The organism is Flavobacteriales bacterium, from assembly GCA_030584065.1.
Classification (GTDB): Bacteria; Bacteroidota; Bacteroidia; order Flavobacteriales_F; family PHOS-HE28; genus PHOS-HE28.
On sequence record CP129489.1, the window covers coordinates 3,637,362 to 3,661,787 of the forward strand.

20 protein-coding genes and 1 tRNA gene are annotated in these 24,426 nt (G+C 65.1%); 14 read left to right on the forward strand and 7 right to left on the reverse strand.

Translation table 11 applies throughout. The features are described 5' to 3' along the window. Nucleotides 1-12: 12 nt before the first annotated feature. Nucleotides 13-753 (reverse strand): geranylgeranylglyceryl/heptaprenylglyceryl phosphate synthase, encoded by a 741-nt coding sequence (locus QY325_15145; protein WKZ66092.1) that lies wholly within the window; start codon nt 751-753, stop codon nt 13-15. A 70-nt stretch (nt 754-823) separates the two neighbouring features. Here QY325_15145 and ahcY point away from each other — a divergent pair, with 70 nt between their 5' ends. Next, nucleotides 824-2,137 carry an adenosylhomocysteinase gene (gene ahcY, locus QY325_15150; protein ID WKZ67994.1) on the forward strand — a complete coding sequence of 438 codons (1,314 nt, stop codon included), beginning with the start codon at nt 824-826 and terminating at the stop codon, nt 2,135-2,137. 148 nt (nt 2,138-2,285) lie between these two features. On the opposite strand, the gene QY325_15155 is transcribed toward ahcY, so the two are convergent. Next, nucleotides 2,286-2,723, reverse strand: coding sequence for a hypothetical protein (locus QY325_15155; protein WKZ66093.1), 438 nt, complete (start codon nt 2,721-2,723; stop codon nt 2,286-2,288). Between the two features lie 74 nt (nt 2,724-2,797). On the opposite strand from QY325_15155, the gene QY325_15160 reads away from it, so the two are divergent. The 6 genes from QY325_15160 (at nt 2,798) to QY325_15185 (ending at nt 13,214) form a co-directional block, all read left to right on the forward strand. Next, nucleotides 2,798-3,097 (forward strand): hypothetical protein, encoded by a 300-nt coding sequence (locus tag QY325_15160; protein ID WKZ66094.1) that lies wholly within the window; start codon nt 2,798-2,800, stop codon nt 3,095-3,097. 250 nt (nt 3,098-3,347) lie between these two features. Continuing rightward, nucleotides 3,348-7,106 carry a carboxypeptidase-like regulatory domain-containing protein gene (locus tag QY325_15165; GenBank protein WKZ66095.1) on the forward strand — a complete coding sequence of 1,253 codons (3,759 nt, stop codon included), beginning with the start codon at nt 3,348-3,350 and terminating at the stop codon, nt 7,104-7,106. Nucleotides 7,107-7,171: 65 nt separating this feature from the next. After that, nucleotides 7,172-11,197 (forward strand): T9SS C-terminal target domain-containing protein, encoded by a 4,026-nt coding sequence (locus QY325_15170; protein WKZ66096.1) that lies wholly within the window; start codon nt 7,172-7,174, stop codon nt 11,195-11,197. A 28-nt stretch (nt 11,198-11,225) separates the two neighbouring features. Then, nucleotides 11,226-12,275 (forward strand): PorV/PorQ family protein, encoded by a 1,050-nt coding sequence (locus QY325_15175; protein WKZ66097.1) that lies wholly within the window; start codon nt 11,226-11,228, stop codon nt 12,273-12,275. 73 nt (nt 12,276-12,348) lie between these two features. Beyond that, nucleotides 12,349-12,822 (forward strand): transcription elongation factor GreA, encoded by a 474-nt coding sequence (greA, locus tag QY325_15180; protein ID WKZ66098.1) that lies wholly within the window; start codon nt 12,349-12,351, stop codon nt 12,820-12,822. A gap of 2 nt (nt 12,823-12,824) precedes the next feature. Then, entirely contained in the window at nt 12,825-13,214 is a 390-nt protein-coding gene (locus QY325_15185) for an HIT family protein (protein WKZ66099.1), read from the forward strand. Nucleotides 13,215-13,217: 3 nt separating this feature from the next. Here QY325_15185 and ruvC read toward each other — a convergent pair whose 3' ends face one another. Further along, a complete protein-coding gene (gene ruvC, locus QY325_15190; protein ID WKZ66100.1) occupies nt 13,218-13,814 on the reverse strand; it encodes a crossover junction endodeoxyribonuclease RuvC in 597 nt (198 codons plus the stop codon). Between the two features lie 24 nt (nt 13,815-13,838). On the opposite strand from ruvC, the gene QY325_15195 reads away from it, so the two are divergent. After that, nucleotides 13,839-14,798, forward strand: a complete 960-nt coding sequence (locus QY325_15195) for a lysylphosphatidylglycerol synthase domain-containing protein (GenBank protein WKZ66101.1) — start codon at nt 13,839-13,841, stop codon at nt 14,796-14,798. After that, nucleotides 14,795-15,928 (forward strand): glycosyltransferase, encoded by a 1,134-nt coding sequence (locus tag QY325_15200; protein WKZ66102.1) that lies wholly within the window; start codon nt 14,795-14,797, stop codon nt 15,926-15,928. The genes QY325_15195 and QY325_15200 overlap by 4 nt, the downstream gene beginning before the upstream one ends. 6 nt (nt 15,929-15,934) lie before the next feature. Here the strand turns inward: QY325_15200 and QY325_15205 are convergent, their stop codons facing one another. Together QY325_15205 and QY325_15210 are read right to left on the reverse strand one after the other, a co-directional pair. Next, nucleotides 15,935-16,333 carry a DUF3127 domain-containing protein gene (locus QY325_15205; protein ID WKZ66103.1) on the reverse strand — a complete coding sequence of 133 codons (399 nt, stop codon included), beginning with the start codon at nt 16,331-16,333 and terminating at the stop codon, nt 15,935-15,937. Between the two features lie 4 nt (nt 16,334-16,337). Continuing rightward, the gene (locus QY325_15210; protein WKZ67995.1) at nt 16,338-17,234 is read right to left on the reverse strand and encodes a flavin reductase family protein; all 897 of its coding nucleotides are present in this window, start codon (nt 17,232-17,234) and stop codon (nt 16,338-16,340) included. A 90-nt stretch (nt 17,235-17,324) separates the two neighbouring features. On the opposite strand from QY325_15210, the gene QY325_15215 reads away from it, so the two are divergent. From QY325_15215 to QY325_15235, 5 genes are all read left to right on the forward strand, one after another. After that, a tRNA-Leu gene (locus QY325_15215) sits at nt 17,325-17,406 on the forward strand. A gap of 34 nt (nt 17,407-17,440) precedes the next feature. After that, on the forward strand, nt 17,441-18,793 hold the full coding sequence (gene tig / locus QY325_15220) for a trigger factor (GenBank protein WKZ66104.1): 1,353 nt from the start codon (nt 17,441-17,443) through the stop codon (nt 18,791-18,793). Nucleotides 18,794-18,839: 46 nt separating this feature from the next. Continuing rightward, nucleotides 18,840-19,505, forward strand: a complete 666-nt coding sequence (gene clpP / locus QY325_15225; protein WKZ66105.1) for an ATP-dependent Clp endopeptidase proteolytic subunit ClpP — start codon at nt 18,840-18,842, stop codon at nt 19,503-19,505. Between the two features lie 155 nt (nt 19,506-19,660). Next, entirely contained in the window at nt 19,661-20,899 is a 1,239-nt protein-coding gene (gene clpX, locus QY325_15230; GenBank protein ID WKZ66106.1) for an ATP-dependent Clp protease ATP-binding subunit ClpX, read from the forward strand. A gap of 72 nt (nt 20,900-20,971) precedes the next feature. Beyond that, nucleotides 20,972-21,850 (forward strand): DUF2911 domain-containing protein, encoded by an 879-nt coding sequence (locus QY325_15235; GenBank protein WKZ66107.1) that lies wholly within the window; start codon nt 20,972-20,974, stop codon nt 21,848-21,850. Nucleotides 21,851-21,902: 52 nt separating this feature from the next. Here the strand turns inward: QY325_15235 and QY325_15240 are convergent, their stop codons facing one another. Further along, the gene (locus QY325_15240) at nt 21,903-22,628 is read right to left on the reverse strand and encodes an SDR family oxidoreductase (GenBank protein WKZ66108.1); all 726 of its coding nucleotides are present in this window, start codon (nt 22,626-22,628) and stop codon (nt 21,903-21,905) included. After that, nucleotides 22,625-24,388, reverse strand: a complete 1,764-nt coding sequence (locus QY325_15245; protein ID WKZ66109.1) for a sodium:solute symporter — start codon at nt 24,386-24,388, stop codon at nt 22,625-22,627. The genes QY325_15240 and QY325_15245 overlap by 4 nt, the downstream gene beginning before the upstream one ends. Nucleotides 24,389-24,426 lie beyond the last annotated feature (38 nt).

A 24,426-nucleotide genomic window follows, 5' to 3' on the forward strand; every position in this document is an offset into this window, starting at 1 on the left:
CGGCGTACGGCTTCACCCGTGAACCGCATCGCTCATGGCGAAGATCAGTTCAGGGTCCTGCTCGAAGGCGGTGCCCACCACCAGCAGGTCCGCTCCGGCTTTGCAGAGCGCTCGCGCCGTGGCCGCATCGCGGATGCCGCCGCCCACGATGATGGGCAGCCCGACCGTGGCCCGCACCGCCGCGACCATGGCCGGGGACACGCTCCGGGGCGCGCCGCTGCCGGTGTCGAGGTAGAGGGCCCGGAGCCCCAGAAGCTCTCCGGCCATGGCGGTGGCGGCGGCAATGCCGGCCTTGTCATGGGGGATGGGGGCCGATTGGCTCACATAATGGGCGGTCGTGGTGCGGCCTCCGTCCACCAGCAGGTAGCCCGTTGGAATCGCTTCGATCCCCAGCGCCCGCACCGTGGGGGCCGCCGTGACATGGTGGCCGATGAGCAGCTCCGGGTTCCGGCCGCTGATCAGGCTCAGGAAGAGTACGGCATCGGCATGCGCGCTCAATTGGGAGGGACTGCCGGGGAAGAGCACCACCGGACGGTCGCTCCACTCCTTCACCCGCCGCACGCAGCGGTCGAAGGAGGACGAGGTGAGCAGGCTACCGCCCACCAGGAGCAGGTCGGCGCGCGCCATGCAGGCGTTGTGCACGGTGCGCTCCAGGGCCGCCTCATCCTGCCCGAAATCGGGATCGATGAGCACGGCCAGCAGCTTCCGTCCCGAACCCTTGGCCTCCTCGATGTGTTCCAGCACGCGGCCCATGCCCGCGAACATAGGGAAAGGCCTTGTTCGTCAGGAAGGCCGTAATTTCGCCGACCCTATGAACACCACGATGCCCCAGACCAAGGAACAGTTGAAGTACAAGGTGAAAGACATGGCCCTCGCCGACTGGGGCCGCAAGGAGATCGAGCTGGCGGAGGCAGAGATGCCCGGCCTGATGGCGCTCCGCGAGCAGTACGGCAAGGAGAAGCCGCTGAAGGGCGCCCGTATCGCCGGTTGCCTGCACATGACCATCCAGACCGCCGTGCTCATCGAGACCCTCAAGGAGCTGGGCGCCGAGGTGAGCTGGAGCAGCTGCAACATCTTCAGCACGCAGGACCATGCCGCCGCCGCCATCGCCAAGGCCGGCATTCCCGTGTATGCCTGGAAGGGCATGACCAATGAGGAGTTCGACTGGTGCATCGAGCAGACGCTCTTCGCCTTCCCCGATGGCCAGCCGCTGAACATGATCCTCGACGACGGCGGCGACCTCACCAACATGGTGTTCGACAAGTACCCCGAGCTGATCAAGGGCATCAAGGGCCTCAGCGAGGAGACCACGACCGGCGTGCTGCGCCTGCGCGACCGCGAGAAGGCCGGCACGCTGCCGATGCCCGCGATCAACGTGAACGACAGCGTCACCAAGAGCAAGTTCGACAATAAGTACGGCTGCAAGGAGAGCGCGGTGGATGCCATCCGCCGTGCCACCGACATCATGATGGCCGGCAAGGTGGCCGTGGTGTGCGGCTATGGCGATGTGGGCAAGGGCACTGCCGCGAGCCTCCGGGGAGCCGGGGCCCGCGTGATCGTCACCGAGATCGATCCCATCTGCGCCCTGCAGGCGGCCATGGACGGCTACGAGGTGAAGAAGCTCGCCAATTGCGTCCACCGGGCTGACATCGTGATCACGGCCACGGGCAACTTCAACATCGTCACGGAGGAGCACTTCCGGAAGATGAAGGACAAGGCCATCGTGTGCAACATCGGCCACTTCGACAACGAGATCGACATGGCCTGGCTGAACAAGGCCTACGGCAGCTCCAAGGTGGAGATCAAGCCCCAGGTGGACAAGTACACCATCGAGGGCAAGGACATCATCGTGCTGGCCGAGGGCCGCTTGGTGAACCTGGGCTGCGCCACCGGCCACCCCAGCTTCGTAATGAGCAACAGCTTCACCAACCAGACGCTGGCGCAGATCGAACTGTGGAAGAACCACGCGAACTACGAGAACAAGGTGTACGTGCTGCCCAAGCACCTCGATGAGATGGTGGCCAAGCTGCACCTGTCCAAGATCGGCGTGGAGCTGGAGGAACTCTCCGATGCGCAGGCCAAGTACATCGGCGTGCCGAAGAGCGGTCCTTTCAAGAGCGACGAGTACCGGTACTGATCGGTGCTTCCATCCTGGCGCGAAGCCCGGCCCCAAGGCCGGGCTTCCGTATTTGGCGCTCCCTGCCGCCTGGAGCGTGACATGGCATCCTTCGGGCCGGGCCGCCGTGCGGCATCACCGGACCGCAGAGGCGTGCGCAACGGCCTGCTCAGTTGTAGATGCGCAGCACCGTCCCGTTGAAGGAGGTGTTGTAGGGCTTCAGGGGCAGCGCGGATGGACCCTGCACCACAGCGCCGCTGCTGATGAGGAAGGCTGACCCGCAGCACATGGTGTCGCGGGCGATGACCTCGCTGCTGTCCACCACCACGCGGCAGAGGTCAGATGTCCGGTAGGGGCAATGCCGGTCGAGCGCCATGAACTCCGACTGCCCCACCCGGAAGACGATGATCCCCTGGGATCCCCCGCTCAGGTAAAGCCAGCCGCCCGGGACGGCCAGGTCGGCGTAGGCGGGGTTGTTCACATTGATGGAGATGTCGACCGTAACGGGTGGCACGCCGCCTGAAGAGGGCTTGCGGCAGGAAACGGCCAGGCAGAACGAACCGGCCACGGCCGCAAGGGTCAGCTTCAGCGCGGATGAGCGGGTCATGGTCCGTTGCGTGTCCAATGAAGGAACGAAGGTAGGCAGGAACGCGAGCGGGGCCGAGGCCTTAACCTTGCGCCATGCGCCTCCGACCGCCGTTCTGGGCCCTCGCCGCGATGCTGGCCCTTGCGCCGCACGCGGCCATGGCCCAGGACGAGGGCATCAGCCAGCGCAAGCAGGAGCGCAACCTCGCCAAGAAGGAGCGGGAGGAGAAGAAGGCCAAGGCGAAGGAGGAGAAGGCCGACCGCAAGCATCACCTCTCGCTGCAGGACAAGGCCACGCGCAAGCGCATCAAGCAGCACACGCGCCGTGCGGACCGGCATGGCAGCGGCAGGCACCGCGATGGCTTCCCGGCCCGGCTGTTCCGCCGCAAGCGCTGATCCCTGGATCGTAAACAACGCCCCGTGAATGGCAGCGCTCCTAGCAATTGGTCCAAGGCGGCAAGGGTATCTTTCCCCCATGTTGCCCGAAGCGCTCCCCAAGGCCGTTGCGAAGGATGGCCGTGCACCCGGCAAGACCTCCGGAAACGGCCGTCCGGCGCGGAAAAGCGAAAATTCCGCCGAATCGTTTCCTTTCTATATTAGCGCCCCCTCGTTGCGCAGTTCAGCAGAACGTTAAACCTGACCGTTGATGGTGAGAAGGCTATCCACCGCAGTCGCCCTTTGTTTCATCGCAGCGTTCCCGGCGCTCGCCCAAGTGGGCACCGGCAGCCTCAAGGGCAAGATCTCCGATAAGAAGACCGGCGAACCGCTGCCGTTCGTGAACATCATCGTGGAAGCCCGGGGCAGCCAGGTCACCGGCGGCGCCACCGACTTCGACGGCAACTACTTCATCAAGCCCATCGATCCGGGCACCTACGATGTGGTGGTGAGCTATGTGGGGTACCAGCCCTACAAGCAGACCGGGGTGGTGGTCAACAGCAACATCATCACCTTCCTCAACATCCAGCTCAATGCGGGCATCGAGCTCAAGGAGTTCGAGGTGGTGCAGTATTCCGTGCCCCTCATCAACAAGGACGGTGGCGCTTCCGGCGGCACCGTGACGCGCGAGGACATCGCCCGCATGCCGGGCCGCAGCGCGGCGTCCATCGCCACCACGGTGGCCGGCGCCAGTGATGCGGGCACGGGGGGCGGCATCAGCATCCGGGGCGCGCGCACCGAGGCCACCTATTACTACATCGATGGCGTGAAGGTGCCGGCCGGTGCAGGTACCGGATTGCCCAAAGGGGCCATCGAGGAGGTGCAGGTGATCACCGGCGGTGTGCCCGCCAACTACGGCGATGTGACCGGTGGCTTGATCAACATCACCACTCGTGGTCCGAGCCGGCAGTTCTTCGGCGGCGCGGAATACCTTACTTCCGGCTACAAGGTGGGAAAGGATATCACGGATATCGTCGGTCTGGACAAGTTCGCCTTCAATCAGGTGGAGGCGAGCTTGAGCGGCCCGCTGCTGTTCCGCAAGGACAGCCTGGGCAACAAGTCCAAGCCCCTCATCGGCTTCTTCATCAGCGGCCAGTACACGAACGCGGTGGATCCCAGCCCGAGCTATATCGGTGATGTGCGCCTGCGCGCGGATGTGCGCGACCGGCTGGATGCCAACCCCGGCGTGATCCTGAACACCGGGACCGATGTGGCGCTCGTGCCCGCCAGCGAATTCCTGCGCGCCGGTGATGTGGAGACCATCCGCACGCGCCAGAATGCCGGCCAGACCAGCTTCACAGCCTCCGGTAAGATCGACATCGCCACCACCCAGACGGTGAACCTCACCCTCGGCGGCTCGCTGGACTATTCCAACCGCCAATCCTACAACCGCCGCAATGCGCTGCTCAACGCCGACCGCAACATCAGGACCAAGGAGACGAGCTGGCGCGCGTTCATCAAGTACACCCAGCGTTTCGCCAACCGCACCGCCGAGGAGGAGAAGCGGAGCACCATCAAGAACGCCTTCTACAGCCTGCAGCTCGATTACAGCAGCTACCTGAACAACGTGGAGGATTTCGTGCATGGTGACCGCCTCTTCGACTACGGGTACGTGGGCCGGTTCACCACCTACCGTGCGCCGCAATTCGAACTGCGCGGGGCCCGCTGGGTGCAGACCGGCGCGCGCGACACCTTGGTCACCTTCACCCCAGGCACCCAGAATCCGGCCCTCGCGGACTTCAACAGCTACTACTTCAACGCCCTTCCCCGCGAGCAGTACCCCGTGGCCAATCTCTTCGGGGCTGAAGTGGATGTCCCCGGATACCTCGGCTACTTCCAGGACCGGATCGAGACCCAGCGCCGCGGTGTGCTTTGGAACGGCGACCGCCCCATCGCGCTCTACCAGATGTGGAACAACCCGGGCTTCATCGATGATCCCAACGGAGCCGAGTTCCGCAAGCGCCAGAACGACCAGATCCGCTTCACCGCAATCGGCAGCGCCGATATCGGCCAGCACGCGGTGAGCGTGGGCGTGGAGTACGAGCAGCTCACCCAGCGCCGCTACGACCTGGTGCCCACCGGCCTCTGGACCCGCGCACGCGGCCTCACCAACTTCCACATCGAGAACTTCGTTCCCGATTCGCTGCCGCCCAGCGATATCGTTGAGCTGCCCAACAGCCCCTTCCCATTCCACTTCTACGACCGGCTGGTGGGCGATGACCAGCGCTTCTTCGACCGCAGCCTGCGCCAGCGCCTCGGCCTCGATCCCAACGGCACGGACTACATCGATGTGGATGCCCTCGACCCCAGCGCGCTCGCGCTCGACATGTTCGATGCGGACGAGCTCATCAATGCGGGCAACAACCTGGTCTCCTTCGTGGGCTACGACTACCTGGGCAACCGCCTCACCCGCAAGCCCAGCTTCGATGACTTCTTCACGGAGCTGGATGAGCGCGGCCGTTACACCCGTGCCCAAGCGCCCTTCCAGCCCATCTACATGGCGGGCTATATCATGGACAAGTTCGCCTTCGACGACATCATCTTCAACGTGGGCGTGCGCGTTGACCGCTACGATGCCAACCAGAACGTGCTGAAGGACAAGTACCTGTGGCGTGAGGCCTACAAGGCCGGCGATGCGGTGCCGGTGTCCGCCATCCAGCAGCAGCTCAGCAACCGCCCGAGCAACATCGGGGATGATTTCGTGGTGTACGTGGACGACTACGAGGACCCGAACGCGGTGCGCGGCTACCGCGACGGCGATACGTGGTACAGCGCCACTGGCGTGGAACTCGCGGACGGCAACTCCATCCAGCAGGGCGGTCGCATCCGTCCATACCTCATCGGCGGCGACGACCGCAGCGAGCTGCAGGGCACTTCGCCCATGACCCGCTCGGCCTTCAGGGACTATACGCCGGTGGTGAACATCATGCCCCGCATCGCGTTCTCCTTCCCGATCAGCGATGAGGCCGTGTTCTTCGCGCACTACGACGTGCTGACGCAGCGCCCGAACGCCATCCAGTCGCGCGGCGACCTGGTGAGCTACGCCTACATCGAGCAGAACAACGATGTGCTGAACAACCCCAACCTGAAGCCCACCAAGACCATCGACTACGAACTGGGCTTCCAGCAGGTGCTCGGCAAGGCCTCCTCGCTGAAGATCGCGGCCTTCTACCGCGAGCTGCGCGACCAGATCACGGTGCGCAACGTGGTGAACGCCTGGCCGCGCGACTACCGCACCTATGACAACTTCGACTTCGGCACGGTGAAGGGCTTCACCGCCACCTTCGACCTGCGCAGGACCGGCAACGTATGGATGCGCGCCAGCTATACCCTGCAGTTCGCCGATGGCACCGGCTCCGGGCCCACCACGGGCATCAACCTGATCAACAGCGGCCAGCCGAACCTGCGGACCATTTCGCCGCTCGACTTCGACCAGCGCCACCGCTTCCAGACCACCTTCGACTTCCGCTATGGCCGCGGCAAGGACTATAACGGTCCCATGCTCTTCGGCAAGCCCATCCTGCAGGGCACCGGCGTCAACATGGTGAACATCCTGGGCAGCGGCACGCCGTACAGCCGCAGCTCGCAGGTGGTGAGCGAGGCCACGGGCGCAAGCAACTATCGCCTCGACGGCACCCTGAACGGTGCCCGCCTCCCGTGGCAGTTCACCACGGACATGCAGATCGACCGTGACATCCCGCTGACCTTCGGCGGCAAGGATGGCGACAAGGCGAAGAGCGCCGACCTCAACGTATACCTGCTGATCACCAACGTGTTCAATACCGAGAACATCACCGGTGTGTACCGCTTCACCGGTTCGCCCGTGAACGACGGCTATCTGGCGCAGCTCACGGACCGCTCGCAGACCGATCCCGACGCCTACCGCGACCTCTACACGATCAAGAACAACGAGCCCAACAACTTCGGCGCGCCGCGCACCATCCGGTTGGGCGTTCGCCTGAGCTTCTGATGAACCGATACCGCACGAACATGAAAGGCCTACACAGCGCAACCACCAGAACCTTCGCTCTGAGCATGGCCTTGCCCCTCGCCCTCGTGGCGGCGGCATGGAATCCGCCTTCCACCAGTGGCATGCAGCAGCGTGGCGGCGGGGCCCCGAAGGCGGGGGCCTGCTCACCGGCCACGCAGGTGACGCAGCTCGACTACAACAACGTGCGCGCCGTGATCGAGAACGGCGGCAACGTGTGGACCCGCCGGAGCGGCACGGGCCGTTCGGGGTACGAGGTGCCGAAGACGGATGACTTCAGCGGGGCCAATGCGATCTACGCCGGCGGTCTCTGGATGGGCGGCGAGTCCTCGGCCGGCCAGCTCAAGCTCGCAGCGGTGCTGTACCGTGCCTCGGGCAACGACTTCTGGCCCGGTCCGCTGAACCGCTCCGATGCCAGCGTGACCCCCGATGTCTGCCAGGCCTATGATAAATTCTGGACGACCAGGCGTGCCGAGGCCGAGGCGCACCTGGCCTGGATCAACTGCGTGAACACCCCGGGCTGCGATGTGGCCGAGCTCTTCCCCGAGGGGTACTCGGTCCCGCCCACCTTCCTGCAATGGCCGGCCTTGGGCGATCCGGAGGTGAACCAGGACCTCTACCTCGCGCCCTTCCTCGACTACAATGAGGACGGCAGCTACAACCCCTATGACGGCGACTATCCGGATTACGGGTTCGACCAGACCGTGGAGGCCTGCAAGAACAAGCGCCGTGACGACCCCGTGCCCCTGTTCGGCGATTACAACATCTACTGGATCTTCAACGACAAGGGCGATGCCCATACGGAGACCCAGGGCCAGCCCATCGGCCTCGAAGTGCGCGCACAGGCCTTCGCCTTCAGCGCGAACAACGAGATCAACAACATGACCTTCTACAACTACACGGTCATCAACTGGGCCTCGCAGACCCTGGTGAACACCTACTTCGGCCACTTCGTGGATCCCGATCTGGGCTGCTCGAACGATGACTTCACCGGTTGCGACGTGCGTCGCGGGCTGGGATACGTGTACAACTGGCAGGACGTGGATCAGGCCTGCCTCGGAGCCGTGGGCTACGGCGGGCCGGCACCGCCGCCGCCCGCGATCGGGGTGGACTTCTTCGAAGGCCCGTTCCAGGATTCCGATGGAACCGACAATCCTGGCCCCCAGACCTATCTGGAGAACTTCGACTGCGTGCAGGCGCAACTGCAGGGCGGTATCCCCTACAAGGGCATCGGTATCGGCTATGGCGATGGAATCGTGGACAACGAGCGTTTCGGCATGCGCGCATTCCTCTACTTCAACCGCGAGGCGCCCAACGCCAACATGACCGACCCGAGCATTGCGGGCCACTACTACAACTATCTGCGGAGCATCTGGCGCAACGGTGTGGAGATGACGCACGGCGGCAATGGCTACGATGCTTCGGGCAACGGCATCCGCACGTTCTACATGTTCCCGGGCACCACCGACCCCGTGGGCTGGGGAACCAACTGCGCGCCCCAAGGGGATTGGCACGATGAGGACCGCACGCTGGTGGACCGCCGCTTCGTGCAGAGTGCGGGGCCCTTCACCCTCGAGGCCGGTGCATTCAACAACATCACGGTGGGGGTTGTGTATGCCCGCTCACCCGTCGGCAGTGCCGCATCCAGTCTCGGTCCCCTGCGCGTGGCCGATGACAAGGCGCAGGCCCTCTTCGACAACTGCTTCAAGATCCTCGATGGCCCGGATGCACCTGACCTCACCATCCGCGAACTGGACCGCGAGCTGATCCTCTACATCACCAACCCGGCGGGCAGCAACAACGAGAACGAGGCCTACCAGGAGCTCGACCCCATCATCCCGTTGGACAACGGCCTGGGTGGACCGCCCTACGACCGCTTCTACCGGTTCCAGGGCTACAAGATCTACCAGATGAAGAACGCCGAGGCCAGCGTGGCGGATCTCGACAACGTGGAGCTCGCCCGACTGGTCTACCAGGGCGATGTGCAGGACGGCATCGGCCAGATCATCAACTACCCCTACGACGAGACCATCCAGCAGGTGGTGCCCACCGAGCAGGTGAACGGCGCGGATCAGGGCATCCGCCATGCCATCCGCATCACCACGGACAGGTTCGCCCAAGGCGATCCGACGCTGGTGAACTTCAAGTCGTACTACTACATCGCCATTGCCTACGGCTACAACAACTACGAGGACTACAATGTGAACGAGGGCACCGGCCAGGCCTTCCCTTACGTGGCCGGCCGTAAAGCCGCCTTCGGTTCCATCCGCACCTACGTGGGAATCCCGCACAAGCCCGGTGCCGAGTCCTTCGGAACCCGGCAGAATGCGAACTACGGCGATGCCCTTCAGATCACCCGTCTCGAGGGCCAGGGCAATGGCAATCTCGAGATCGAGCTCGATCAGGCTACGGAGAACGCCATCGTCGCTTCCAGCCCGTGGCGGAAGGATGAGTTGACCTATAAGCGCGGGCTCGCCCCTATCGAAGTGAAGGTGGTGGATCCGCTGAAGGTGCCCAACGCCCAGTTCGAGGTGTGGTTCCAGGATTCGATCACCCCGGGCAACCTGGATGACGCCTATTGGTACCTGAAGAATGCGACCACGGGCGAGACCGCCTTCGCCCAGCGGGCCATCGACATGCCCTATGAGCGCCTCTTCCCGGAGTACGGCATCTCGGTCACCATCGGCCAGGCATACTTCCGCAATACCTACACCAAGCCCCTGGGCCTGGGCTCCATCGAGTTCGCCGACCCCTCCAAGGCCTGGTTGACGGGCATCCCCGATGCCGACGGCCTCTCCGTGTTCAACTGGATCCGCAGCGGCAACTTCGTGGACGGTGAGAACACCCCCGCACAGTATTCCGACCGAACGGGTATTGATGATGAGCAGACCTACGAGAAGCTGCTCGGCGGGACGTGGGCGCCCTGGCCGCTCGTGGGCGGCGCTGACTTCCAGCCTGGACTGAACCCCGATGGGCAGCAGGCCAACACCTTGGCGCAGGTGCGGGAGACGCCCAGCGTACAGGTGGTGATCACCAAGGACAAGAGCAAGTGGACGCGCTCCGCGGTGCTGGAGCAGGAGTCGAATACCACGCTCAGCCAGGGCGGTGCCATCAAGCTGGCCCTGCGTGCCTCCCCGAGCATCGACAAGGACGGCCGCAAGTCGGGCACCCCCGGGTGCAATGAGGATGAGGCCACGCTCGGCGGCACGCAGCCGACCGGCATGGGCTGGTTCCCCGGCTATGCCATCGACCTGGAGACCGGTGAGCGCCTGAATATGGCCTATGGTGAGAACAGCTTCTGGGGCGGGGAGATCGGCCGCGACATGATCTGGAACCCGAACGAGGTGTTCACGCTGCCTGCCCCGCAGGGCGAGATTCCATCCCCCTACTTCGGCGGATGCCACTGGATCTACGTCTTCAAGAACGACCGTCGCCAGTCGGGAGTACAGAACAGGGTGGGCCAGTACGACCAGGGCCAGTACATCTATCAGAACCTGCCCTCGGGCGGTGCGGCGCGCGCCACGGTGCTGCGTGGCATCGGCTGGGTGGGTAGCGCCATCAGCGTGTCCGGTCGTGAGTTCCTTGGCACGGACGTGCGCATCCGCCTCAATGTGGCCAAGCCCTACCGGTCCTACACGGACTACGCAGGCAGCCCGGCGCCGATCACCCCTGCGCTGAACGGCGGACTTCCCCTGTACCGCTTCGGGACGGGCGAGTTCGCCACGGAGACCGGAGTGGCCGATGTGGCCAATGAGTTCCTCGACCGCATCAACGTGGTGCCGAACCCCTACTACGCCTTCAGCGGATACGAGACATCGCGCCTGGACAACCGGGTGAAGTTCATCAACCTCCCGCAGGTCTGCACCATCTCCATCTACACGGTGAACGGCACCTTGGTGCGCCGTTTCCGCAAGGACAACAGCCTCACCTACCTGGACTGGGACCTGAAGAACACGAACAACATCCCCATCGCTGGCGGCGTGTACATCTGTCATGTGGATGTGCCGAACGTCGGCGAGAAGGTGCTCAAGTGGTTCGGTGTGATGCGCCCGCTCGACCTCCAGAACTTCTAGACCCGACCTGACGAACCGAATCACGGACATGAAGCGATCGATATACCACGGACCGGTGCTCGCGTGCGCACTGGTGGCTGCAGCGGCAGGCCCAGCCATGGCAGGCAATCCTGACCGGGCCGGCTCGGCCGGTGCCACGCAGTTGCTGCTCAATCCCTGGGCGCGTTCCTCGGGCTGGAGTATGGCGAATACGGCCAGGGTGAAGGGTGCCGAGGCCATGTTCGGCAACGTGGCGGGCCTATCCGCGGTGAACAAGACCGAGGTGCTCTTCACCAACATGCAGCTGCCCGGCGCCGGCATGTCGCTCAACAGCGTGGGCCTTGGCCAGAAGCTGGGCGCGAGCGGAGTGCTCGGCGTAACGGCTTCCGTGCTCTCCTTCGGCGAGCTGGAAGTGACCACCGTGGACAACCCCGAGGGCGGGCGCGGCGCTTTCCGGCCGAGCCTATCCAACATCGGCGTCGCCTACTCGAAGGGCTTCTCCAACAGCATCTTCGGCGGCCTGCTGCTGCGGGTGGTCTCAGAGTCCACCTCCAACGTGCGGGCCACCGGCGTGTGCTTCGATGCGGGCATCCATTACGTGACCGGTGAGCAGGACAACATCCACTTCGGAATCGCCCTGAAGAACGTGGGACCGGCCATGCAATTCAGCGGCGACGGGCTCGCGGTGCAGGGCCTGCTCACCTCCGGCAGCGATCAGCTCACCCTGCAGCAGCGGTCGGGCAATTTCGAGATTCCCTCGCTCCTGAACATCGGCGCGGCCTACGACTGGCATATCAACGAGATGCACCGCGTGACATTCGCGGGCACCTTCGTGTCCAACTCGTTCACCAGGGACCAGGGCATCATCGGCGTGGAGTACGCCTTCCGCAAGATGCTCCACCTCCGCGGCGGCTACCAGTATGAGACGAAGGATGACGCCGAGGAGCGCACCTCCTGGTTCACCGGGCCGTCCGCAGGCCTCAGCGTCGATTTCCCCTTCGGCGAGGAGAAGAAATCAGCCGTTGCCCTGGACTATGCCTACCGGGCCACGAACCCCTTCGGAGGCTTCCACAGCCTGGGCATCCGCATCAGCCTCTGAACAACCCCGACTGCGATGGAAGAGGACCTCTCGGGGTCCTCTTCCGTTCTTTGCATCACCAGACGCAACGGCCATGAGCAATCCCGCCTATTACACCGAAGAGGGCTTGAAGAAGCTGCTCGACGAGCTGAACCACATGAAGACGGTGGAGCGCCCGCACATCAGCCAGCAGATCGCCGATGCACGCGACAAGGGCGACCTGAGCGAGAACGCCGAGTACCATGCCGCCAAGGAGGAGCAGGGCCTGCTGGAGGCGCGCATCGCCAAGCTCGAAGAGGTCGTGGCGAATGCCCGCGTGATCGACACGAGCCTGGTGGACACCAGCCGGGTTTACATCCACAGCCGCGTGATGGTGCGCCATGTGGACAACCAGAGCCAGCGGGAGTTCATCATCGTGGCGGAGAGCGAGGCTGATGTGCGCGTGGGCAAGATCAGCGTGACCTCGCCGATCGGGAAGGGTTTGCTGGGCAAGGCCAAGGGCGAAGTGGCCGAGGTGGTGACCCCGGCCGGCACCACCCGCTTCGAGATCATCGAGATCAGCCGCTGACCATGGCGAGCATCTTCACGCGCATCATTACCGGTGAGATCCCGTGCCACAAGGTGGGGGAGGATGAACGCTTCCTCGCCTTCCTCGACATCAGCCCGCTGCGCGAGGGGCACACGCTGGTGGTGCCCAAGGTGGAAGTGGACCGGTTCTTCGACCTCCCCGCCGATGCCCTGGCCGGCATCATGCCCTTTGCCCAGGAGGTGGCGGCGCGCATCCAGCGCGCCATACCCTGCGACCGCGTGGGTGTGGCCGTGATCGGGCTGGAAGTGCCCCACGCACACGTGCACCTGATCCCCATCGACCGCATGAGCGACATGGACTTCACGCGTGAGAAGCTGAAGCTGTCGCCTGCGGAGCTGGCCGCCACGGCCGAGCGCATCCGGAACGCCTGACCGCTACTTCACGCGGTCGGGGTTGCTGCGGATGAAGCTGCTCCAATCAGCTTTACCCCGCCTGCCGCCTCCCCGAACGGGCCTGGGCACCATGCCTTGCGCGAAATGATGGCAGAGCGCCACGGCCACGGCATCGGTGGCATCGGTGCTGGGCGGCAGCTCCGCAAGCCCCAGGATGCTGAGCAGCATGGCGGCCACCTGTTCCTTGCTGGCATTGCCGTTGCCGGTGATGCTCTGCTTGATGCGCTTGGGCGCGTATTCCACCACCGCCAGCTCACGCTGCAGCGCAGCAGCGATGGCCACGCCCTGCGCCCGGCCCAGCTTGAGCATGCTCTGCACGTTCTTCCCGAAGAACTGCGCCTCGATGGCCAGCTCATCGGGCCGGTGCCGCTCGATGATGGCCATCGTCTCATTGAAGATGGCGCGGAGCTTCAGCGTATGGTCGTCCGCGGCGGGAAAGCGGATGGCGCCCGCATCAAGCAGCTTGGCCTTACCCTGCTCGATGATCAGCACGCCGAATCCCATCACCGCCGTCCCTGGGTCGATGCCGAGGATGATGCGCTCGGCCGGTGCGGCCGCCGGGGTACCTTTGATCATCATCGCGCCTATGCCGACGAAGGTACCGTGAGCCGACGCACCATCCAGCTGATACGGTGGGGCGTCTTCCTCCTGGCCGGCACGTTCCTCTACCTGCGCCTGGCGGGCGGCACGGGCGGGGCGGACCTGGCCTCCGCGTGGGCCCTGCTCGGTGAGAATGAGGGCGCCTTGGTGATCGGCGGGGTCATGCTCCTCATGCTGGTGAACTGGGGGCTGGAGTCCCGCAAATGGAGGATCCTGGTGCGCCAGGTGGAGGCGCTCTCCGTGGGGCGGGCCTTCGCTGCGACCATCGCGGGCACGAGCATCGGCCTCATCACGCCCAATCGGGTAGGGGAGTTCGTCGGGCGCGTGCTCTTCCTGGCTCCTGAGCACCGGGTCGCCGCCAGCTTCGCGACAGCGGTGGGCAGCATCGCCCAGTTCGTGACCACCGTGGTGCTGGGCCTGGCGGGCCTTATGGCCATGGCGCTGCGGAGCGGCGGTGAGGAGGCTGTGCCGTATGCCTTCGGATGGATCGGATTGTGCGGCCTGGTGGCGGCGGGCACGCTGCTCCTGTATTTCAACCCGGATCTCCTGCGCGCTGTGCTGGCCCGGGTGCCGGTCGTGCGGCGGTGGGAGCGCCATGCCGGGGTACTTGAGCGATTCGGCCCCGTTCTGCTGCTGCGGGTACTGGGCCTGAGCGCGGCGCGCTATGCGGTGTTCACCCTGCAGTTCGCGCTGCTCCTCGGCCTTCTGGCCGGGATCGGCCCGGGCCAGAGCCTGCCTGTGATCCCCGCCGTATTCCTCCTTTCCACGCTCATCCCCACGGTGATGCTGACCGAGTTGGGCGTGCGCGGTTCCGTGGCGGTGGCATTGCTGGCAGCCGGTCCGGCGAGCGACCAAGGCGTCTTCATCGCCAGCCTGGTGCTCTGGGTGGTGAACCTGGCGATCCCTGCCGTGGCCGGCAGCCTGCTGCTGCTCGTGGCGAAGATCCGAACGACCGCGTCATGACCGCATCGATCCTGCTGGCTATCGGCCTGTTCCTCCTTGCTGCGGCCCAAGCGGCCGTCATCGGCAGGTGGCGATCGGCCTTGGCGGAGCGCACGGAGCCCGCGCACGGCGCTGCCGCAACCCTTCCGCGTATCGCCGTGGTAGTGCCCGCACGCGATGAGGAGGCCCGCATTGCCGCCGTGCTTCAGGATCTCCACGCCCAGCGCTACCCGCGGGAGCTCGTTGAGGTGCTGGTGGTGGATGACGCCAGCACGGACCGCACCGCCGCCATCGCCAAGGGCATGCAGCGCACCTGGCCGGCGCTGCAAGTGCTGCCCAGCCACGGGACCGGCAAGAAGGCCGCGATCGCCACCGGCGTGCGTGCGGCGGGCGCCGACCTCATCCTCCTCACCGATGCGGATGTGCGGTTCGGGCCTGACCGCTTGCGGCGGATCGCAGAGGCCATGTCCGCCACGGGCAGTGACATGCTCATCCTGCCGGTCTGGACGGAGGGTGAAGGCCTCATCGGCAGGCTGCAGCAGGAGGAGCAGGCGGCCCTGCTCGGCATGGCCATGGGCAGCGCATGCGCAGGTGCGCCCACACTGGCCTATGGCGCCAACCTCGCCTTCCGGAAAGGGGCTTTCGATGCCGTTGGCGGCTACGCGGGCGACCGCTTCGCGAGCGGTGATGACCTCTTCCTGCTCCGCCGACTCCAACAGCAGGGACGGCCCATCGGTGCGCTGTTCCATCCCGATGCCCTCGTCACCACCCCTGCAGTGTCCGGCCTACGCGCATTCGTCGCGCAGCGGCTCCGGTGGGCCGGCAAGATGAGCGGTGCACCGGCCCCGATGGCGGTGCTCGGCGCACTGGCCCTGCTCTGGCCTTGGGCCCTTGCCGCGCGCACCGCCACGTTCAGCCTGTCGGCCGCCATGGGCCAGCACGGATTGCTGCAGGTGCTGCTCATCGCCGCGTCCTGGCTGCTCTGGCTGATGCCAGTGGTGGGCCTGGTGGGCGAAGCAAGGGCCGCAGCAGGAAGGCCGGGCCATCCGTTCGCAACGGTGCTGGCCTGCGCGGCCTTCGCCATCTACGCTCCGCTGTTGGCCGTGGCCTCTATGTTCGTCCGGCCGGCATGGAAGGGGCGCCGGGTATGAGCCCGCTCAGAACGGCAGGTCGTCCTCGTCGCCACCGGTGATGGGAGGCATATCGGCTGCGGTGGGCGGAGGAGCGGCCTGCCGGGTGCCGCTGCCATACCCGCCAGCTGCGGGCGCTGCGCCGCTTCGGTCGATGCGGTTGCCGCTGAGGCTCAGGAAGTACTTGGTGACGCCGTCGCGCCCGGTCCACTCGCGGCCGTTCACGTAGCAGGTCACCGTCACCTCATCGCCGGGGTTGAACCCGTCGAGGAGGTTCGTGCGGTCCTGGGTGAACTCTACCGGGATGTGCTGCGGGCGCTGGCCGCTGGGCTCGGTGATCACGAGCTCGCGCTTGCTGAATTTGTCGCTGACCTGTTGGGTCTTGCCGACCACCTTCACGGTGCCGGTGATGGTGACTTGTGCCATGGTATTATCGGGAGTTGAATGCCAGTAAGGTCTTCCACGCCTCCTCCACGCGGCCCTGGGCCAGCAGCTGCTGGGCGTGGCTGTGCAAGGCGGCCAAGAGGTCCTGCGGGTGGTCCTGCAGGGCGATGAAGGTATCGCTCAGCTCGGTGAGCTTGTACTCGTTCACGCTGGTCTCGTCGGGGATGCTGCGGGCGGCCCCGAGCATGCCCAGCTCATGGCCGGTGAGGATCGTGCTGAGCCGCGCTTCGGGCGGCAAAGCATCCACGCCCACGCCATAGTTGGTGTTGGGCTGCTCCAGCTCGAAGAGTGCATCGCCGTGCGCGCGGCAGTAGTAGTGCCCGCCCATGCGACCCACCAGGTCGATGCGGCGCTGGTCGATGCGGCCGTCGGCGCCGAGCACCGCGTCGCTGATGTGGATCATGACCACCTCGCAGATTACCAGGTTGCCGGCGCCCCCGCCGGTACCGGTCTCGATCACCTGCTGCACGCGGCACTCGAACTGCACGGGGCTCTCCTTCACCCGGAAGGGCTTGACCAGCTCCGATGCGACCGGCGTGAGCCCGCTCTTCTCGAACTCGTTCACGCCATCGGGGTATTCGCCGCTGGCCACGCTGATCTGCTGCACCATGGCATAGGTCACCACGTTGATCACCACCTCGGGCACGGCCTTCACGTTATGGAAGCTGTGCTTGGTGGTGTTGTCGCGGCCGCGGCGGGCCGGGCTGAAGATCATCAGCGGCGGATTGGCGCCGAAGACGTTGAAGAAGCTGAAGGGGCTCAGGTTGGGCCGGCCCTGCGCATCGATGGTGCTGGCGAGCGCGATGGGCCGTGGGCCGATGGCGCCCACCAGATGCCCATGCAGGGCGCCGATGGAGAGCGCTTTGGGGTCGAAGCGGTGCATGCCCATGGGACGGGCGAAGGTAACCGGGGTGGGGCGATGGGTCGCCGGGAAAGGGCCATTGGCTACCTTCGCGCTCCCTTTCCACAACCCACGGACGTGGCGGAATTGGTAGACGCGCCAGACTTAGGATCTGGTACCGCAAGGTGTGGGGGTTCGAGTCCCCCCGTCCGTACCCGATAACCGCCACGCGAACCGCACACGATCCCATGGATATCCTCAAGGAAGACACTGGAGCGCTCACCGCCACCTTGAAGGTGAAGCTCACCCCCGACGATTACACCCCGGGCCTGGAGAAGGCCCTCAAGGAGCAGCGCAAGCAGGCCGTGCTACCCGGCTTCCGGCCGGGCCAGGTCCCGATGAGCCTGATCCGCAAGCGGGTGGGCAAGGCACTCCTGGTGAACGAGGTGGAGCGCCTCATCGACGAGAGCCTGCGGGGCTACCTCCAGCAGCACGCCATCCGCGTGCTGGGCCAGCCGTTGCCCAAGAACGAGAGCGTTGAGGGCAACGACTGGGACAACCCGGGCACCTTCGAGTTCGCCTACGAGATGGGCCTGGCGCCCTCCTTCGAGGTGGAGCTCGACCGGGTGAAGGTGGAGTTCCCCGTGGTGGACGTGACCGACGAGCTCGTGCAGCGCGAGATCGACGACATGAAGCGCCGGTTCGGGAGGCTGGAGGACGCCCCGGCGAGCGGCGAGGCCGACATGCTCCTGGGCGACATGATCGAGCTGAAGCCCGATGGCACCATCCAGGAGGGCGGCATCATGCATCGCGCCACCATCAGCCTCGAGTTCCTGGAGGACGCCACGGCCAAGGCAGCCCTCACGGGCAGGGCGGTGGGCGATGAGGTGGTGGTGGACCCCCACAAGGTGAGCCGTGATCACGAGGACCTTGCCCGCATGCTGGGGGTCGACCACGAGCGCGTCCACCAGTTGAATGGCAACTTCCTGTTCCGCATCGTGGAGATCAAGCGGATGGTGCCCGCCGAGGTCAACCAGGAGCTCTTCGACCGCGTGTACGGCAAGGATGCGTTGAGCGATGAGGCCGGGTTCCGCGCGCGGGTGAAGGAGGGGCTGGAGGGCATGTTCCGCCGCGACAGCGACCGCATCTACAAGCGCTTGGTGATGAAGGCGCTGCACGAGCAGGCACGCATCGACCTGCCCGATGCCTTCCTCAAGCGCTGGATCAAGGAGACCAGCGAGCAGCCGATGACCCCCGAGCAGGTGGAGGAGGGCTACGCGGGCTATGCCGAAGGCCTGAGGCGCAAGCTCGTGGAGGACCGCGTGATCGAGAAGTACGGCCTGGAGGCGAAGGGCGAGGAGATGGACGCCTTCGCCAAGCGCTACATCGCCGACCAGTTCATGCAGTACGGCATGCCCGCACCCGAGGACGAGCGGCTGCAGCAGATGGCGGCCCGCATGCTCGGCGACCGCGAGCAGCTCCAGCGCATGCGCGATGCCATCGTGCAGCAGAAGCTCACAATCCACTTCAGCACCCTGCTGGAGCCCAAGGAGCATCGGGTGAGCTACGATGAGTTCATAAACTTGGCCCGGACCGCATAAGGCCGGCCCTGCCCCGGTCTTACTTCATCCCCCAAACTCCAAACGGATGTTCCCCAAGGACGAATTCCTCAAGTACGCGGTGAAGCACCGCGGTATCAGCAGCACCGCGCTGGGCGGCTACATCACCAGCTCGATGACCCCTTACATCATCGAAGAGCGCCAGCTGAATGTGGCGCAGATGGACGTCTTCAGCCGCCTGATGATGGACCGCATCATCTTCCTCGGCACCGCCATCAACGACCAGGTGGCCAACATCATCCAGGCGCAGCTGCTCTTCCTGGAGAGCGTGGATGCCAAGAAGGACATCCAGATTTACCTGAACAGCCCGGGCGGCGGGGTGTATGCCGGACTGGGCATCTACGACACCATGCAGTACATCAACCCTGACGTGGCCACGATCTGCACCGGCATGGCCGCCAGCATGGGCGCCGTGCTGCTCTGCGCCGGGGCCAAGGGCAAGCGCAGCGCGTTGAAGCATGCGCGCGTGATGATCCACCAGCCCATGGGCGGCGCCGAGGGCCAGGCCAGCGACATGGAGATTACGGTGAACGAGATCAAGAAGCTGAAGAAGGAGCTGTACGAGATCATCAGCAGCCACAGTGGGCAGCCCTTCGACCGGGTGGAGAAGGACGGCGATCGCGACTATTGGATGATCGCCGAGGAGGCCAAAGCCTACGGCATGATCGATGAGCTCTTGGTCAAGCACAAGTAAGGCCCCCGTGCAGCGCGCCGCCAAGGGCGGCGCTGCCTGCTGAACCTGGACGGCCCCGGCGCAACCCGCCGGGGCCGCGCCGTATCTTGGCGGGCCGTTCCCCCCGTATAAGGGCCTTCCAACCATTGCTCAACCCGGCCTTACGGCACCCATCCATGGAGAAGAAAGAGATCAAGTGCTCGTTCTGCGGCCGCGACAAGCAGGACACCAACGTCCTCATCGCGGGCATCACCGGGCACATCTGCGACGGGTGCATCACCCAGGCGCAGAACATCATCAGCGAGGAGCTGAGCCAGCGGTCGCGCACCGAGATGGAGGGGAGCCTCATCCTGCAGCGGCCAGCGGACATCAAGCGGTTCCTCGATGAGTATGTGATCGGCCAGGACGATGCCAAGAAGGTGCTGAGCGTGGCGGTGTACAACCATTACAAGCGCCTCCTGCAGAAGCCCGCTGCAGGCACCGATGAGGTGGAGATCGAGAAGAGCAATATCATCCTGGTGGGCGAAACGGGCAGTGGCAAGACCCTGCTCGCCAAGACCATCGCCCGCATGCTCAACGTCCCGTTCGCCATCGCCGACGCCACGGTGCTCACCGAGGCCGGCTACGTGGGGGAGGATGTGGAGAGCATCCTCAGCCGGCTGCTCCAGGCCGCCGACTACGACGTGAGCAAGGCCGAGCGGGGCATCGTCTTCATCGACGAGATCGACAAGATCAGCCGAAAGAGCGACACCCCGAGCATCACGCGCGACGTGAGCGGCGAGGGCGTGCAGCAGGCGCTGCTGAAGCTGCTCGAGGGCAGCACCGTGAGCGTGCCCCCGCAGGGCGGCCGCAAGCACCCCGAGCAGAAGCTGATCCAGGTGGACACGCGCAACATCCTGTTCATCTGCGGCGGGGCCTTCGACGGCATCGCCAAGATCATTGCGCGCCGCGTGAAGAGCAGCGCTGTGGGCTACAGCGTGAGCAAGGAGGGCCGCATCAACGATGAGAACCTGCTGCAGTACGTGAGCCCCACCGACCTGCGGACCTACGGGCTCATCCCCGAGCTCATCGGGCGCTTCCCGGTGCTCACCTACCTCGATCCGCTCGACCGGGAGAGCCTGCGCCGCATCCTCACCGAGCCGAAGAACGCGCTGATCAAGCAGTACGTGAAGCTCTTCGACATGGACAAGGTGAAGCTAACCTTCGACAAGAAGGTGCTCGATTTCATCGTGGACAAGGCATTCGAGTACAAGCTCGGCGCCCGGGGCCTGCGCTCCATCTGCGAGGCGATCATGACCGATGCCATGTTCGAGATCCCCGGCGCCGCGGACCGGCCTTCGGAGCTGCGCGTCACCCTCAGCTACGCACGGGAGAAGTTCGAGCGTTCGCGACTGAGCAACCTCAAGGTGGCCTAGTCGCCCTCCGGTCCGCTAACTTCGGGGCCCCTCGCCCGGCACGTCGCCGGGGAGCTTAAACCTCCTGCCCTGATGATGAAGCATGCCATCCTTGCGGCGCTCGTTGCAGCGCCTTTGCTCACCACCGCTCAGAAACTGCCTCAGCCCAGCCCCAAGGGATCCGTGGAGCAGGTCATCGGCCTCACCACAGTCAAGGTCGAGTACAACCGGCCCAGCATGAAGGGCCGCGTCATCTTCGGCGATCTTGTCCCCTACGGAAAGGTGTGGCGGACCGGCGCCAACCTGTGCACCACCATCGAGTTCGATGGGCCGGTGACCCTGCAAGGTGAGCCGGTGAAACCCGGCAAGTATTCGCTCTTCACCATCCCCTCCGAGGACACTTGGGTGGTCATCCTCAACCGCAACACCGAGCTGTGGGGCGCGGAGGACCGCAAGGAGGAGGAGGACGTGCTCCGGGTGAAGGCGCAGCGCCGCAAGAACGGCACCCCCGTGGAGACGCTGACCTTCAGCTTCGATGCCATCGGTCAGGACAAGGCGGAGCTGGGGCTTCGCTGGGAGGCCATGCACATCCCCCTCCTCATCGAGGCCGATGCCACCGAACAGTCCCTGCAGAACATCAAGGAGGCGCTGAGCAAGCCGGATGCGGACTACCGTGCCTATCACGGGAGCGCCCGCTTCTGCCTGGATCGCGGCATCCGCCAGGAGGATGCGCTGGCCTGGGCGCAGCGCAGCGTGACCATGGAGCGGAAGTACTGGAACACCTACACCTTGGCGCTCGCCTATGCCTCCAACGGCAAGATGAAGGAGGCCGTGGAGTCGGCCAACGAGGGCATGAAGCTGGCACAGGAAGCGAAGGATGACACCTACGTGAAGATGTGCAAGGCGCGCATCGACGAGTGGCGCCCGCGGGTGGGCACGGCAGCACCCGCCACCACCAAGCCGACGAAATAGACCGGGTTGCGGATCCGATGGAGCGGGCCCCCGAGCGGGGCCCGCTTCCGTTTCACATCCCCAGGCTCAGCAAGCCGCCGTCCACCACCAGGCAGTGGCCCGTGACGAAGGAGGACTTGTCCATGCAGAGGAAGGCGATGGCCGCCGCGACCTCACCGGGTTCGCCGACGCGCCGCATCGGGGTCCGGGCCAGGATCTTCGCCATGCGCTCGGGCTGCGAGAGCACCGGCTCCGTGAGCGGGGTGCGGATATACCACGGCGCCACAGCGTTGATCCGGATGCCATCTTCGGCCCATTCCACGGCGAGGCTGCGCGTGAGCTGCACGAGCGCGGCTTTGCTAAGCGCATAAGCGGCCCCGCTGCCCACATCCACGTAGGCCGCCACGCTGGCAACATTCACCACCGCGGGCCGTTCGCCATGCTGGAGCAGCGGATGCAGGGTGCGCAAGAGCGCTGCGGGCCCCAACAGGTTGGTGCCGATCACCGCTGCCTGCTCCTCCGGGGCCAGCTGAACCCATGGCTTCCGGATGTTCATGCCGGCGTTGTTCACCAGGATATCCAAGGCGTCCCAGCGTTCGCGAACGGCATCGACGATTCGTGCCCGGCCTTGTGCGTCGGTCACGTCCGCTTCCACACAGTCCGCGTGCCCATCGCTCCTGCGGGCTGCATAAACCACCTCCGCTCCCAGGTCACGCAGTTCCTGCACGGTGGCCGCGCCGATGCCGCGCGTGCCGCCCGTGACCAGCGCGCGCTTGCCTTTCAGGTTCCAGTTTCTCATGGTTGCGAAGATCGCCGACCGAGCAGCGCCTCCAGAACCACCGCCAGCACCACCACGATCGCCGGCGCGATCAGGTTGTACCACAGGAAGGCGATCTGGATCTCGGAGAAGTGGATGGTCAGGATCACCGCCTGCGCCACCAGCGCCGCGATGAACACCGCCGTACCGCCCACCCGCTTCAGGAAGAAGGCCACCAGGAAGATGCCCAGGATGGTGCCGTAGAACAGGGAACCGATGATGTTCACCGCCTGGATGAGGTTCTCGAAGAGCGAGAACAGCGCCGCGAAGGCCAGCGCCAGCAAGCCGAATAGCACCGTGGCCCATTTGGTGGCGCGCACCTGCTCGCCATCCGTGCGTTCCTTCTTCACCACGTCCACCACGCTCGTCGTGGCCAGCGCGCTCAGCTCCGCGCTGGTGCTGCTCATGCCCGCACTGAAGATCATGGCCAGCAGCAGCCCGATGATCCCGATGGGCATGTGGTCCATGATGAAGGTGATGAAGATGTAGTCCTTGTCGTTGGCCTCGGCAGTGGGGAGCGTGGCCTTCACCTCGGCGCGGTAGGCTTCGCGCAGGCGCTTGTCCTCAGCCAGGGCGGTTGACAGTTGTTCGTTGTCCGTGGGCTCGCCGGCGCGGTGGGCGGTCACCCATTCATTGGCGGCAATGCTGATCTCGGCGGCATTGGTGGCATGTTGTGCTTGCACCTCGGTAGGTCGACCCATTGGGTCGACGCTACGGGTGTTTCGATCGGGCGTCGCATTTCCATCATCTGATCGTCTGATCATCTGATCGCCCGCATTGAGCGAAGTCGAAATGTCTGATCGCATCGCCTCCACGTTCGCGCTGTTCCAATGCACGGGCGCCGCATTGAACAGGTAGAACACGAACACCAGCACGCCCGTGAGCAGGATGAAGAACTGCATGGGGACCTTCAGCAGCGCGTTCATCCACAACCCGCGTTGCGCTTGCTGCACGTTCTGTCCGCTGAGGTAGCGCTGCACCTGGCTCTGGTCGGTGCCGAAATAGGCCAGCTGCAGGAAGAAGCCGCCGATGAGGCCGCTCCACAGCGTGTACTTGTTGCTCGGGTCGAAGCTGGTGTCGATCACATCCGTCTTGCCGAGCGCGCTGGCCAGCTGCAGGCTCTCCACGAAGCCGATGTGCTCGCGCAAGTACCACACCACCAGCCCGAAGGCCACGAAGAGCCCACCGAAGATCACGGCCATCTGCTGCTTGTGCGTCACGCCCACGGCCTTGGCGCCGCCGGTGGTGGTGTAGAGGATCACCAGCGTGCCGATGAAGACGCAGGTCCAGCTGAGCGGCCAGTGCAGCACCTTGCTGAGGATGATGCTGGGCGCGTAGATGGTGATGCCGGCCGCCAGTCCGCGCTGGATGAGGAAGAGCCCCGCCGTGAGCAGCCGCGTACGCGCATCGAAGCGCTTGCCGATGAACTCGTAGGCGGTGTACACCTTCCACTTGTAATACAGCGGGATGAACACGCGGTTGATCACCAGCATGGCCAGCGGCAGCCCGAAGTAGAACTGCACGAAGCCGAGCCCGTCGAGGTAGCCCTGACCCGGTGTGCTCAGGAAGGTGATCGCGCTGGCTTGCGTGGCCATGACACTGAGCCCGACTGCCCACCAGCGCTCATCGCCGCCGCCGCGCAGGTAGCTCTCGCTGCCGGTCTCCCGCCGCGTGCGCCACACGCCATAGCCCACGATGAAGCCGAGGGTGCCGAGGAGGATGGTCCAGTCGAGCCAGTGCATGGGTCACGAGGTGAATGGGAGTTGGTGAATGGCGAATG